This window comes from Bacteroides muris (ex Fokt et al. 2023) (assembly GCF_024704895.1).
In the GTDB taxonomy this organism is placed as follows: Bacteria; Bacteroidota; Bacteroidia; order Bacteroidales; family Bacteroidaceae; genus Bacteroides; species Bacteroides muris.
Genome location: NZ_JAMZEE010000008.1, coordinates 97321 through 111726 on the forward strand (window position 1 = coordinate 97321; position 14406 = coordinate 111726).

Here is a 14406-nt window from a genome sequence, read left to right on the forward strand (position 1 = left end):
CAGCCTATGTGCTTCCCCTGTTGCCAACAGGAAACAAACTTAGATTTTTTTTCGAGAACACTAATGAAAACGACAATCCATACATCATCTCCTATCAGTTGAACACCAAGCTGTTTTCCAACTAACCCCGATGCCCCATTCCTCCCAAAACGCTTTTCATTTTTTTAGTCTTCAGGGAAACACCTATCTCATTTTTTTTTGTAATTTTGAAACTTCAAATAGATAATGTGCATTAAAAATGACTGAAGAACAAATTCACTCCAATAACGGGGAATATTCCGCCAGCAATATCCAAGTGCTGGAAGGCTTGGAAGCAGTGAGAAAACGCCCCGCGATGTATATTGGCGACATTAGTAACAAAGGACTTCACCATCTGGTCTACGAGGTTGTGGACAACTCCATTGACGAAGCACTCGCCGGCTATTGCGATCACATCGAAGTCACCATCAACGAAGACAATTCCATCAGCGTGCAAGACAACGGACGTGGTATCCCGGTGGATTATCACGAGAAAGAAAAGAAATCCGCATTGGAAGTCGTAATGACCGTACTGCATGCCGGAGGCAAGTTCGACAAAGGTTCTTACAAAGTGTCGGGAGGTCTGCACGGCGTAGGTGTATCTTGTGTAAACGCCTTGTCTACACACATGACTACCCAGGTATTCCGCAATGGAAAAATCTATCAGCAGGAATATGCCTGCGGACATCCGCTCTACTCCGTCAAGGAAGTGGGCACAACAGACATTACCGGTACGCGCCAGCAGTTCTGGCCGGACGGCACCATCTTTACGGAAACAGTCTACAACTATGATATCCTTGCCACCCGCATGCGCGAGCTGGCTTACCTGAACGCAGGCATCAAGATTTCACTGACCGACCTCCGCGTAAAGGACGAAGAAGGAAATGCAAAGAAGGAAATTTTCTACTCGGAAGAAGGACTTAAGGAGTTTGTACGCTACGTAGATTCCTCACGTGAGCACTTCATGAACGATGTAATCTACATCAATACTGAGAAACAAGGTATACCGGTGGAAGTAGCCATCATGTACAACACTTCTTATAACGAAAATGTGCACTCTTACGTAAACAACATCAATACCATTGAAGGAGGTACCCACTTGGCCGGTTTCCGCCGTGCACTGACCCGTACATTGAAAAAATACGCCGAAGACAACAAGATGCTGGAAAAAGCCAAGGTAGAGATTGCAGGAGACGACTTCCGTGAAGGATTGACTGCCGTCATCTCCATCAAGGTGGCCGAACCGCAGTTTGAAGGGCAGACCAAGACAAAGCTGGGTAACAACGAAGTAATGGGTGCCGTAGACCAGGCTGTGGGCGAGGCTCTCTCCTACTATCTGGAAGAGCATCCAAAGGAGGCGAAACTGATTGTGGACAAGGTGATATTGGCTGCCCAGGCACGTATCGCCGCACGCAAGGCACGCGAATCCGTACAACGTAAATCGCCAATGTCAGGTGGCGGCATGCCCGGTAAGTTGGCCGACTGTTCCAGCAAAGACCCGGAAGAATGCGAATTGTTTCTCGTTGAGGGTGACTCGGCAGGCGGTTCCGCAAAACAAGGTCGTAACCGTGTGTTCCAGGCTATCCTACCGCTTCGCGGTAAGATTCTGAATGTAGAAAAGGCCATGTGGCACAAGGCATTCGAAAGCGACGAAGTAAACAATATCATCCAAGCACTAGGCATCCGTTTCGGTGTAGACGGTGAAGACAGTAAAGAAGCGAACATTGACAAGTTGCGTTACAAGAAGATTATCATCATGACCGATGCCGACGTCGATGGTTCTCACATCGACACGCTGATTATGACTCTTTTCTTCCGCTACTTCCCGCAAGTCATCCAGCAGGGTTACTTGTACATCGCCACTCCTCCCCTCTACCTTTGCACCAAAGGCAAGGCGAAAGAGTATTGCTGGACAGACCAGCAGCGCCAGAAGTTCATCGACACCTACGGCGGCGGTTCGGAAAACGCAGTACACACCCAGCGCTACAAAGGTTTGGGTGAGATGAACCCGGAACAGTTGTGGGAAACCACCATGAATCCGGACAACCGTATGTTGAAGCAGGTGCATCTTGAAAATGCAGCCGAAGCCGACTACATCTTCTCCATGCTGATGGGCGAAGATGTGGGCCCTCGCCGCGATTTCATCGAAAAAAATGCAACGTATGCAAATATTGACGCTTAATTAATTTAATAACCGACCTCACATCTTACAATGAAAAAGCCCCGGACGGGCAGGATAATCCTGCTGACCGGGGCTTTTCCTTTATCCCTCGTCTCATACCTAGAAAGTCAGGAAATGAGGGGTCGGTCTGAAAGCACAGTGGGTATGTCAAATCGTCTCATACGGGAAAACTACAAGATTCCTTGTTTTTTCATTTCTTCCACTACCAATTCCAGCTCTGCATACCAGTCCTCACCAAACTTACGGATAAGAGGCTCTTTCAGGAACTTGTACACGGGCAGATTTTCCTTTTGCCCCAACAGCATAGCGGCTTTGCAAACATCCCAACGATGATAGTTCACTGCCTTATAGAGTCCGTAGTTCCCCACCCTTATCGGATAGAGATGGCAGGATATAGGTTTGTAGAAGTTGGTCCTACCCTCACGGTAAGCCTTTTCGATGGCACAATAACAGCAGCCCTTATCATCATAGCAGGTAAAGACACAATCCTTGTTGTTGACAATGGAAGTCACCAAGTCACCTTCACAATCGGTATAGACCACGCCTTGCTCCTCTATCACGGTGCGGGCTTCGGGAGAAAGCTCGTCCCAAATCAGCGGAAGCACCTCTTCCAGTTTCTCCACCTCGTCCAGCTCTACGGGGGCACCGGCATCACCCTCAATGCAACAAATCCCCTGGCAGGCACCCAAGTCACACAAGAACTTCTCGCGCAAGACATCAAAAGACACTACAACATCACCAATCTGTATCATATTGTTCTATTGAAAAAAGATGCGGATTATTCGGACTGCACAGACTCAACTTTAAGAGCATCCGTGGAATCCGTATAATCCGCATCTAAATATTGTTACGGCCTCGACGGCTTACTTAATCAAATCCTTACCGGTCATTTCGGCCGGCTGCTCCATACCCAAGATGTGCAGGATAGAAGGAGCTACGTCAGCCAATACGCCATTCTCAACCTTGGCGTCCTTGTTTGCAGTGACGTAAACGAAAGGAACAGGGTTCAGAGAGTGGGCAGTGTTAGGCGTACCGTCTTCATTCAAAGCGTGGTCGGCATTACCGTGGTCGGCGATGATGATTACCTCATAATCGTTTACCTTGGCAGCCTCAACGGTGTCTTTCACACATTCGTCGATGGCTTTCACGGCCTTTTCGATAGCTTCGTAAATACCGGTGTGTCCCACCATATCGCCGTTGGCATAGTTCACCACGATGAAATCGAACTTCCGGGTCTTGATAGCTTCCACCAACTTATCCTTTACTTCGTAAGCGCTCATTTCAGGCTTCAAGTCGTAAGTGGCAACCTTCGGAGACGGAACCAGAATACGCTCTTCGGCATCGTACGGAGTCTCACGGCCACCGTTGAAGAAGAAAGTCACGTGTGCATACTTCTCTGTCTCGGCAATGTGCAGCTGAGTCTTGCCATTGGCAGCAAGGTATTCGCCCAACGTGTTCTGTACATTCTCCTTGTCGAAAAGGATATGTACCCCCTTGAAGCTGGCGTCATACGGAGTCATGCAGTAGAACTGCAAGCCCGGAATGGTATGCATGCCTTGTTCGGACATATCCTGCTGGGTGAGGACAACGGTCAGTTCCTTGGCACGGTCGTTGCGGTAGTTGAAGAAGATAACTACATCGCCTTCCTTGATGGTACCGTCGAAACCACCGTTCACAATCGGCTTGATGAATTCATCCGTAACGCCTTCGTCGTAGGACTCCTGCATAGCCTGGGCCATATCCGTAGCAACCTTGCCTTCACCGTTCACCAGCAGGTCATAAGCCACCTTCACGCGTTCCCAACGCTTGTCGCGGTCCATTGCATAAAAGCGTCCTATAATGGAAGCAATCTTGCCTGCCGACTTCTCGCAGTGGGCCGTCAGCTGTTCTATAAAACCTTTACCGCTCTTCGGGTCGGTGTCGCGACCATCCATAAAGCAGTGGATAAAGGTATTCTCGATGCCATATTCCTTGGAGATATCGCAGAGTTTGAACAAATGCTCAAAAGAGCTGTGCACGCCACCGTTGCTGGTCAGTCCCATAAAGTGGATATTCTTGCCGTTTTCCTTTGCATATGAGAAAGCAGAAACTATTTCCTTGTTTTTCAGGATGCTGCCGTCGGCACAAGCACGGTTAATCTTCACCAAATCCTGGTAAACGATACGTCCGGCACCGATATTGAGATGACCTACTTCAGAATTACCCATCTGTCCGTCGGGCAAACCGACGTTTTCACCGCTTGCTTGAAGCTCGGAGTGCGGATAAGTTGCCAACAGACTGTCCCAATACGGAGTAGGTGTATTGAAAATCACATCATCTTTGCCTTGATCGCCGATGCCCCAGCCATCAAGAATCATTAAAAGGGCTTTCTTACTCATAATATCAATCGAATTTAATTGTATAATCTTTTCACGCGTCAAAAAGGGAAACCCACCTTTACAGGAAACCTTTCTCGCGCTGCAAAGTTACAAAAAACAGCGGTTAAAACGTACTGTTTCAAATGATTTATACTTTTTTGGGCTAGAACAGAGGTTTTGCACTGCCAAACCTCTACTTTACGGTCGCCAAGTAGAGGTTTAGCAGTGCAAAGTGCAAGACGCTTTCAAGAACAGCTTCTCAATCGAAATCAGGTAAGGTAACGAAGAAATACGGATTCGGGGTGTGCTGTGCACGGATAATTTCTTTCATCTGCGCCACGATGTCCGGATGCCCGGCAGCTACGTCATTATCTTCATGGATATCGGTTGCCAGATTATAGAGAAACGGCTTTCCTTTCTTTACCACCATCTTCCAGTCGCCCATGCGGACGCCTATCTGATCGGTCTCGTTGAACTCCCAATAGAGAAAGTCGTGCTTCACCTGATTGTCACGCCCCAGCAACGTAGGAACAAAAGAGATGCCGTCAAAGTAATCAGTCTCTTTTTTCTTTTTGTTACGATATTTCTTGACATAGTCCTTCACTCCCGCCAGTTCGCAGAAGGTCGGCATCAAGTCGTAGAACGCACACTGATGGTCACTGACGCTTCCGGCAACCACCTTGCCCGGCCAACGCACAATGAAAGGCACACGGATACCGCCTTCGTAGCATTGCCGCTTCAGCCCGCGCAGTTTCCCGTCTCGCCCGAAGAACGTGGGATCGGCTCCTCCTTCTTCATGAGGTCCGTTGTCGCTGGTGAAAATCACGATGGTATTCTCATCCAGCCCCTTCTCTTTCAGCTTGGCGAGCACCTCGCCCACATAGTGGTCCAGACGGGTAATCATACCTGCAAACTGTGCATGCGTATGTACGGAAGGGTTGTAGCGCGACCCCTCTTGTCCACCCCATGTCTTATCTACGAAGAACTTCTGCTTGTAACCTTCCAGTATGGAGTCTTCCGGCTGCGCCAGTTCGGCATGCGGCAGCGTGTAAGTAAAGATGCCGAAGAAAGGCTGTTTTCCATCCTGGGCGTCCAGCCACTTTAAAGCCTCCTGATGAATCATGTCGGCAGAATATTGCGGACGCTTGAAGTAGTCTTTCCCATACATGGGGTACTTGATGTTCTCTTCCAAAATGACACGCGTCACCGCCGTATCGCCCGCCGAACGACTGTAACGGTTCAGAAAGTTGGGGTAATAGAGATGTGCCTGAAACTGGCAGATATATCCGTAGTACTCGTCAATGCCCCGCTTGTCGGGGGTAGACACAGAACCTTCATAACCACCCGCCCACTTGCCGAACATGCCCGTGGTATATCCATAGTCCTTCATGATTTCGGGCAAGACGACATGTTCCGGGTCGTAAGGATGCTGTCCCACGAGAGAAAATTCTTGATTTTCACCATAAGCCACTTTCGGCGCATTCCTCCAATACTCCTTGTTGCCGCGCACTTCGCAATGTCCCGAGTGTTGTCCGGTCATGAACGAAGCCCGCGACGGTGCACTGACAGGACTGCCTGCATAAGCCTGCGTAAAGAGCATGCCCTCACTTGCCATCCGGTCCAGATGGGGAGTCCGGATGTATTTCTGCCCATAACAACCCAAGTCGCCATATCCCATGTCATCACACATGATATAGATAATGTTGGGCTTCTCACTCACTTTCTGCGCATAAATCCCTAAGGTAGAAAGCGCCACCCCGCCGGTCAACAACCAAAAACGTTTATTTTCCATTGCATATTCTATTTTAATGTAACAATACAGTTCTTCTTCGCGTAAGCAAAAAGGCCCGCCCTTGAACCTTGATTTGTCAACGACGGACCTTCTTCATTCGGATTGTCAGGCTATTATTTCCATGCTTCCTGCTGTTCCAGATTGTCGTTCAGCAACAATTCATCCGAAGGGATAGGACGCAAGTAATATTTGTCAAGCCATCCCTTGCCTGCCGATACGGGGTCGAGATAGTAGTAAAGGTGGCCGCAATTGCCCATGGCAGCCAATTCCGCATCCGATGCTTCCTTTTTGGTATCGGGATTCAGGATACCGGTACCTCCCGTGGTAGCTTTATTGTTATTGAATGTGCCTGTAACGTTGTCCAGATAAACTCCATAGTGTTGCTTATTGACAAAATAATCGGCTTTCTTCCAACGGCGTACGTCTTCCCAGGAGAAGCTTTCACCCATCAATTCAATCAGACGTTCACGACGGATTTCCCACAATACGGGTTCTACCGACGGGTCACGGTCCGGATCGAAGTCAGAACCGATTTCACTGACGCGCATCAAGCCTACTTCCGCACGGTCGCGCAGCTTGTTGATTGTAAGGTCGGCCACCGACTGGTCAAATTTTCCCAATTCAAACATCACCTCCGCATAGTTGAGCATCACTTCCTCTATTTTGAAAACCGGCTTGTCCGACACCTCCATCGGATGGTTCTGATCCTGCTTGTCCCAAGAAGCATGATGTTTCCATACGAAATAGCCGCTCTTTCCACGTTGGAAACCACTTCCGGAATATATCAACTGGATGCCTGCAGCGGCAGACTCATTATTCTGGAAATTGCTCGTCTGCACAGTAGGCACATTCCTCAAATAGTTGCCCGCCCAGTTGCTGGAAGGCAGTGCTTTGTGATACGGAGTCAGATGGTAGCCGCTTGCCCAATTCGGAATCCGGTATGTGCCCTCTGCCGCATTATAGATGCCGCGCGGAGCAAATTGGTTGAGGTATTCCATCCAGATTCCGTCACAAGACTCATCCATTCTGTAAGTGTTCGCATCTCCACCTCCGATGATATGATAAGGCGGCATAACCGTCTGCCACATACGCGGGTCACGCATGCGGAAGGTGCGATATACGTTACAATTGGCATAGTCGTAATCGGCTCCTTCGGTATATGACTTGCTCACCGGATCATAGTCATAATGCTTCACGTTACGGTTGTGGATGGGCAATCCTTCTTTTGTCAGGTAAAGGTCTACCGTGGATTGCGGCATCTCAAGGCTTGCCGAACCGATGTGCTCAAAGTGCCCCAAGCGGTGCATCTTGTAGTTTTCCACATACTTGACATAGAGCAGCACACCGGGAACACCCTGCAAATCTTCCGTAGTCCACATTTCTCCCCAGCCCTTGCCCGGATGAACATCCTGCGAGTTGCCTTTATAGAGATTCGGGTGTTTGGTAATCAGTTCTTTGGAAACCGTGGCACAGGCTTGCAACAGTTCTGCTCCTGTAATGTAGCCTTTAGAAGAGCATTCCGTCTCATTTACGTTATGATACTTGCGCCACGTGCCTTCGAAAAGCGTGAAGCGCGACATGAATGCCTTCATCACATCACTGTTCAGCATATTGGGTTCGGCCAGTTGGTCTTGCACGTTCTTGATGCACCAGTCCAGTTCCTTATAGATTTGGTCTGCCACATACAAGCGCGAATCACGCGATTTCGTCAGTTCCTCCGACGCATCGGAAAGCAGATGGTCTACATAAATGGCATCTCCATAGTTTATCAAGAGCGAATAGTGAGCGTATGCACGGAAGAAACGGGCCACAGCCTCGAGGTGCAAACGCTCTTGGTCGGTACAAGAAGGTTCATTGATATGTTCCAACATAATGTTTGCCCAGCGTATCCAGGTATAAGGATTGCTGTAAGTTCCATCGCTTGTAGGAATAGTCACTGTCTGGTCGGCATACGAGTTGGGGATGTTTCCCACTCCGGAACCATAATTGGTCAGGATGCCCGAGTAAATGTCACGGGTAGAGGTTCCCAAAGCACCGGATACCATAGCAGGTCCCTGAAACGAGGTATAGCTTCCGCTGAACATTTGATAGAGATTGGTCAGATAATTGGAGCAGGTGGTAAATGAAGTAAAGGCAGTAGCCTCGGTCACTTCCGTTGTCGGGAGCCTCTCCAGATAAGAGTCGTTGCATCCGGTCAGCCCCAGAGTTACTGCTATAGTTAATGTTTGCAATATTTTTTTCATATACGGATATTTTTAAAGTAATGACTTAGAATGAAATGTTCGCACCAAAAGAAACCGTACGATAGAGCGGATAGCCCCAGCCAAGGGTTTCAGGATCTATTCCGCTTGGCAACGAAGTGAAAGTGGCCAGATTCTCGGCACTTACAAACAGGCGCAACTGCTTAACTTGAAACTTGTTCAACCATTGTTTCGGGAATGAATAAGATAAAGTCACATTCTTGATGCGCATATAAGCGGCACTGCTCAGCATGTGGTCATTGGTGCGGCGGTTGGAGCCGGCATTGGCTACGGCCGAGGTAGAACTTCCCCAAATACGAGGCAACTTGGCATTCGGATTGGCGGCAACCATGTAGTTGGGATCGGAAGAATCCATACTCAGCGGAGTCCAGTAATCGGTGGTGCCTTCGAATATCGGAGAGAACGCCACATCGTTCGACATGAAAGTATAGAACAACTGACCATTGTTGAAGTAATCGCGCTTACCTACTCCCTGCAACATTACACTCAAGTCGAAACCGGCATAATTCACGCCCAGGTTGAGACCATACTGGAAGCGGGGTGTCGTATTACCGATAACGGTCATATCACCCGGCTTGGCAAGCGTATTATTACCGTTGTTGATTTCATTGATATCGTCTTCGCGGTTATCACCGTCACGCAAGTTCTTGAACTTATAGTCACCCGGGCGCGGTTGGGAGCCGTTCAAGGTTGTCACGCCTTCTTTCAGCTTCCAGTTGGCAGTATCTTCAAAATCATCTACCGTATAGAAACCATCATAGAGATATCCCCAGATTTCACCAACGTTCTTACCCTCATACAGATAGCTGAGGCTCTTGTCTTCATTGAAGTTCAGCGAAGTAATCTTCGACTTGTAGTCCCACAAGTTGAAACCGATATTATATCCCACCTTCTTGCCAATGTTTCCACGCCATGTCAACTGGAGTTCCCAACCGCGCGTACGCATCGCGCCTACATTCTGCTTAGGAGCAGTGGCACCCAACACACCGGGCAGGGCAACGCTCTGGGAAAGGATATCTTTCGTTTCACGCTGATACCACTCGAAACTACCAGTCAAACGGTTGTTGAACAAGGCAAAGTCAAGTCCGACATTGGTAGTGGTAATAGTCTCCCAAGTAAAACTGGAGCTAATCAGACCGGGCGCACCGATAATTGTCATATAACCTTCGTCATTGCCGTTGAGCCATACGTTGGACTGGGTATTCAGAGCCATGGTGGCAATGTAATCGTAATAACCGGCAGAGTTCTGGTTACCGATGGCACCATAAGACACACGCGGCTTGATTTGGTCTACAATGTTGCGGGTAGGCGCCATAAAGTTTTCCTCTGCCAGGTTCCATGCAGCCGAAAACGAGGGGAAGAAAGCGAAACGGGAATCCTTCGGGAACTTGGACGAACCATCGTAACGCCCGTTCACCTCCAGCAGGTATTTTCCTCTATAGTCATAATTGAAACGGAAGAAACCGCTGCGAATGGCATAGCTCTGATAGTCGTCAGAAGTAACGACCTTCCCTTGCGCATTGCTCATCGAGGGGATATCGGGCAAGGCCTGCGTCTCTGCATTGGTGTTATAGTACTTATAATCATAGTCTTCCTGCGAAAAACCTGCCATGAGCGAGAAATTATGGTCTTGGAGCAGATTATACTTATAAGTGGCATAGGCGTTGTAAGCGTTGCGTGCGTTGTAGAAATAACGTGCCACGTAATAATCCTCTCCCGAAGGCATGGTAGAGACAGCTTCTTGTATATCCGCAGCTTTCCATTTGCCGGAGTAATAATCGTAATGAGTCGCTTGTTTCTGGTATGTATATTCAAACACAGCTTCCAATCCCTTCAATGGACGGACAATGGATTTGAAGAAGAAACGGGGCGTATCAATCGTGGTATGCCGGGAGTTACTGTTCTGTATAACGGCAAGAGGAGTCTTGATGATGTTGCCGTTCGGGTCAATGCCGTCGGGGAGGAAGTTGTGAAGACGGAGCGAGTACATAAAACCGCTCTCATCGTTCAGATAGTCACGCTTCTGTTGCGAATAGTTGACGGTAGCCTCTTGCGTATACCATTTGGTGATGTCTGCAGAAACCATGCCATTGAAAGTCATACGCGTATAATAATCCTTATCGCCTTTCAGCGGACCGTTTTCCGTGTAGCGATTGCCCGACATGCGGAAACGGATACGGTCTGTCGCGCCGCTCACCGTAAAGTTATGGGTTTGCGAGAAACCGGTTTCCATCATGCGGTCATACAGATTTTCCTGCTTCAGATAGTAGCGCTTGCCATCCTCGTTAGCAACCAGGATGCCGGTATCTTCGTAGAACGTACCCAAGCCGGACAATGCCGAAGGGTTGGTCTTATATGTGTTCAGGTATTCCATCCAGGAATCAATATTCTGGTTGTTTCCACCGGCAAACGTATTGCCCAATGTCTCTTTATAGATAGGAAGAAACGTTTCCAGTCCCACTTGCTTGGGGGTATTGACAGCATTTACAAAACCGAAATTATTGTTGTAAGTCACAGACACTTTCTCTTCCTTGTTGGGACGCTTCGTGGTGATAAGTACCACACCTGCCGCCGCACGGGCACCGTAAATGGCCGACGATGACGCATCTTTCAATACCGTAACCGACTCAATGTCCTCAGGATTCAGCGTATCAATATCACCGGGAACGTTGTCAATCAAAACCAATGGCGCAAGTCCGGTAGTTCCGTCATTCTTTCCGGAGAAAGTAGCCGTACCGCGAATCTGGATACTCTTTCCTGTTTGTCCGGGTGTATTGCTGCCACTGGTGATGGTCAAACCGGGAATGGCTCCCTGAAGGGCGGCTGCCGTATTAGGCTGCGGACGGCTACCCAACACTTCATCCATTTTCACCGTAGAGACAGAACCGGAAAGATTCGCTTTCTTCTGAGTACCATAACCCACTACGACAACCTCTTCCAGCTGCTTGGAATCTTCCTCCATCACTACCCTTACCAGGTTTCCGTCTGCCACCTTCACAGTAATGGTCTTATATCCTATATATGTAATCTGCAATGTGACAGGCAATTGGTCAACCTCCAATGCAAATTCCCCGTCAATATTTGTAATACATCCTATCGTAGTATTGGGTACAACGACAGAAGCGCCAATAACAGTTTCTTGCATTTTGTCCACTACAACACCTTTTACAATATGCTTTCCCGATTGTTGAAGGACATGTGCAACAGGATTCCCTGCCTTGTCCTCATCATGAACATTACCTTTCTGCGTGGGCAAGGCCGCTGAAGCCGCATTTCCCATCAACAAAAAGAGAGCCATCAAAGCAAATGAAGCACAATATTGCCCCAGCTTACTCAATTTCTTTCTCATACCTTAGATTTTTTAATTAAACAATCCTCATCCGTTAGAATACAATTTTTCTATTTTTAGCATTAGTTATATATTTATATCATAACGGTGTGCAAATATAGTTAATTATATTAAGTATCTAAGACATGTTCTAATATTTTTTTAATAATCCACATTCCTCTAGCGTCTCTGTCAACATCATCCTCATAGTGATATGTCATTAAAAGCCTTTCAATATCATACTATAAGCCTTTTAATATCACATTATAAGGCTTTCTATCCGATTCTGCCCGCACTGCCTTCCCCGACAGATTTATACACGTATCCTGCTTCCCTGCAGCACTGATATGCCGTGATGTGGAGAAGCACATATCTCCAGCTAAAGCTGCCGGAGCCTTATTCAGAAATTCAGCGACAACTGCCCGTCACCCAGCAGATTGAACGTCATACGGTGGTAAGGGGTTGTTCCGTGTTCGGCAATGGCGGCGCGATGCTTCCTGGTGGGATAGCCCTTGTTATGATTCCAGTCATAATACGGATACTCTTCGTGGAGACGATTCATATAGTCATCACGATAGGTCTTTGCCAAGATGGAAGCCGCAGCGATGGAAAGGTACTTCCCGTCTCCTTTGACTACGGTAGTATGCGGCAAGTCCCGATATTTTTTAAAGCGGTTGCCGTCTATCAGCAGATGTTGCGGACGGACATTCAGTTGGTCAACAGCACGGTGCATAGCAAGAAAGGAGGCATTGAGAATATTGATTTTGTCAATCTCTTCAGGAGAGACGACGCCCACCGCCCATGCCAGTGCCTCTTTCTCAATCACTTCACGCAAGGCATAGCGTTGCTTTTCAGTCAGTTGTTTGGAGTCATTCAGAAGTTCATTCTCAAAATTCTTTGGCAGAATAACGGCAGCGGCATAGACCGCCCCTGCCAGGCAGCCGCGACCGGCCTCATCGCATCCCACCTCAATCAAGTCTTTATTCAAATAAGGTAATAACATATATATCGCTATCTTTGAGGCACAAAGATAAATCTTTTTGGAGGGAAACTTGACTTCTAAGAAGAATTAATTAAATTTGCAGAAACAAGACGATGCCATGAAGAAAAACCTATGTCTACTACTCGTATGTCTTCTGTCAGCAGCCGCCCCACTGCAAGCTCAAAACATGCAGCAAGCACAGAAATTGATTGACCAAGCACAGAAATACCTGTACAACAACCCCAAACAAGCTTCCTACTATGCAGCTCAGGCTTCTGCCTTGTTTCCCGAAGATGAGCCCAGTGAGGTCCGCGCACAAGCCATGATTCTCTACTGTCAAGCCGAACAATTGTTGGGGAACTTCGACCTAAGTATCAAGAATCTTTATGACACCCAAAAATATATCCATCCCACCAACAAAAAACAAATGGCACAACTCTGCTCCTTGATGGGGCGTGTATACAGCAAACTAGGCGATTACAACAAAGCCATTGAACTGAACGACAAAGCAACCTCCATCTTCAAATCCATCGGCGATTCCACCTCTGTGGCCGGATGCTATAACGAACGTGGAGTAATGCACCACTTCATGAGTGAATTTACCGTTGCCGAGCGTTTCTTCCAGCGTGCGCTGGCCATCAACCGTGCCCAGCGAAACCTGAAAGAGATTGCAACCAACTTGAACAACCTCTGTCTGTACCGAGGAAATACGGAAGAGAAACTTTCTTTCATCCAGGAAGCCATCACCATCAACAAGAATCTGGACGCCCAATGGTCTCTTGGCGAAAACTACAACAACATGGGGAAACAGTATTACTATGACAAGCAATACTCCAAAGCCTTGGAAGCCTTGCATAAAGCCTATGAATATGCCCACAGCATCGGCGCCCGCGAACTGATTTGCGACAATTACGAATATTCGTCCATGGTATATGCAGCTATAGGTGACTATGCCCAAGCTTATAAGTATCTGGACAAGAGGTACCACCTGGGCAAGGAACTGCAAAGTAGCAACAAGCTACGCAACATCGAGCAGGAAATTTCCTATAAAAGATACCAAGACCAAAAATATGCTACTGAAATGCAGGAACAAACCTACAAGATAGAGCTACTGAAACGCAATCTGTGGCTTTTGGGCAGCGTACTTATTCTGGGAATAGCTTTCAGCATCTTTCTATATAAATGGTATAAACGCCGAAAAGATTTGCAACTGATAGAAGCACGCTACCAATTGCAACTGTCCGAAAAAAAGTGGCCGAACTGAAGATGCATCAACAAGAGCTGGAACTTCAAAACGTACACAATGCCCTGGCTAGCAGCCGTCAGGAGGCAACCAGCTTCGCTGTATTCCTGAAAAGCCGCAATGAACTGCTGGACAAAATACGCGGAATGGTGAAAGAAGGATATAAACGTGAGTTCGGGATAAGAACTTTATTTTTTTCAACCAAGCAAAAGACATAGAGTATTGGGCGGCCTGTCAAGGTCG

7 protein-coding genes and 1 pseudogene are annotated in these 14406 nt (G+C 47.8%); 2 read left to right on the plus strand and 6 right to left on the minus strand.

Annotated features, from left to right (window positions below):
• The first annotated feature begins 238 nt into the window (after positions 1–238).
• Positions 239–2200, plus strand: coding sequence for a DNA topoisomerase (ATP-hydrolyzing) subunit B (gyrB, locus tag M1B78_RS05150; protein ID WP_136008866.1), 1962 nt, complete (start codon positions 239–241; stop codon positions 2198–2200).
• Positions 2201–2370: 170 nt separating this feature from the next.
• Here gyrB and M1B78_RS05155 read toward each other — a convergent pair whose 3' ends face one another.
• The 6 genes from M1B78_RS05155 to M1B78_RS05180 form a co-directional block, all read right to left on the minus strand.
• Positions 2371–2952 carry a DUF3109 family protein gene (locus M1B78_RS05155; protein WP_008662683.1) on the minus strand — a complete coding sequence of 194 codons (582 nt, stop codon included), beginning with the start codon at positions 2950–2952 and terminating at the stop codon, positions 2371–2373.
• 111 nt (positions 2953–3063) lie between these two features.
• The gene (gene gpmI, locus M1B78_RS05160) at positions 3064–4578 is read right to left on the minus strand and encodes a 2,3-bisphosphoglycerate-independent phosphoglycerate mutase (RefSeq protein WP_257940081.1); all 1515 of its coding nucleotides are present in this window, start codon (positions 4576–4578) and stop codon (positions 3064–3066) included.
• Positions 4579–4816: 238 nt separating this feature from the next.
• Complete coding sequence (locus tag M1B78_RS05165; RefSeq protein WP_257940082.1) at positions 4817–6349, minus strand: arylsulfatase; 1533 nt, start codon at positions 6347–6349, stop codon at positions 4817–4819.
• A 113-nt stretch (positions 6350–6462) separates the two neighbouring features.
• The gene (locus M1B78_RS05170; protein ID WP_257940083.1) at positions 6463–8592 is read right to left on the minus strand and encodes a RagB/SusD family nutrient uptake outer membrane protein; all 2130 of its coding nucleotides are present in this window, start codon (positions 8590–8592) and stop codon (positions 6463–6465) included.
• 25 nt (positions 8593–8617) lie between these two features.
• Positions 8618–11959: a SusC/RagA family TonB-linked outer membrane protein gene (locus tag M1B78_RS05175; protein WP_257931369.1), complete on the minus strand. Its 3342-nt coding sequence runs from the start codon at positions 11957–11959 to the stop codon at positions 8618–8620.
• Between the two features lie 379 nt (positions 11960–12338).
• Positions 12339–12941: a ribonuclease HII gene (locus M1B78_RS05180; RefSeq protein WP_257931368.1), complete on the minus strand. Its 603-nt coding sequence runs from the start codon at positions 12939–12941 to the stop codon at positions 12339–12341.
• A 97-nt stretch (positions 12942–13038) separates the two neighbouring features.
• Here M1B78_RS05180 and M1B78_RS05185 point away from each other — a divergent pair.
• A pseudogene (locus M1B78_RS05185) lies at positions 13039–14336 on the plus strand (tetratricopeptide repeat protein); the annotation flags it as partial.
• Positions 14337–14406: the final 70 nt, after the last annotated feature.

Coding starts and splice junctions, on each gene's coding strand:
- gyrB (WP_136008866.1), top strand. CDS start 239: ATGACTGAAGAACAAATTCACTCCAATAACGGGGAATATTCCGCCAGC.
- M1B78_RS05155 (WP_008662683.1), bottom strand. CDS start 2,952: ATGATACAGATTGGTGATGTTGTAGTGTCTTTTGATGTCTTGCGCGAG.
- gpmI (WP_257940081.1), bottom strand. CDS start 4,578: ATGAGTAAGAAAGCCCTTTTAATGATTCTTGATGGCTGGGGCATCGGC.
- M1B78_RS05165 (WP_257940082.1), bottom strand. CDS start 6,349: ATGGAAAATAAACGTTTTTGGTTGTTGACCGGCGGGGTGGCGCTTTCT.
- M1B78_RS05170 (WP_257940083.1), bottom strand. CDS start 8,592: ATGAAAAAAATATTGCAAACATTAACTATAGCAGTAACTCTGGGGCTG.
- M1B78_RS05175 (WP_257931369.1), bottom strand. CDS start 11,959: ATGAGAAAGAAATTGAGTAAGCTGGGGCAATATTGTGCTTCATTTGCT.
- M1B78_RS05180 (WP_257931368.1), bottom strand. CDS start 12,941: ATGTTATTACCTTATTTGAATAAAGACTTGATTGAGGTGGGATGCGAT.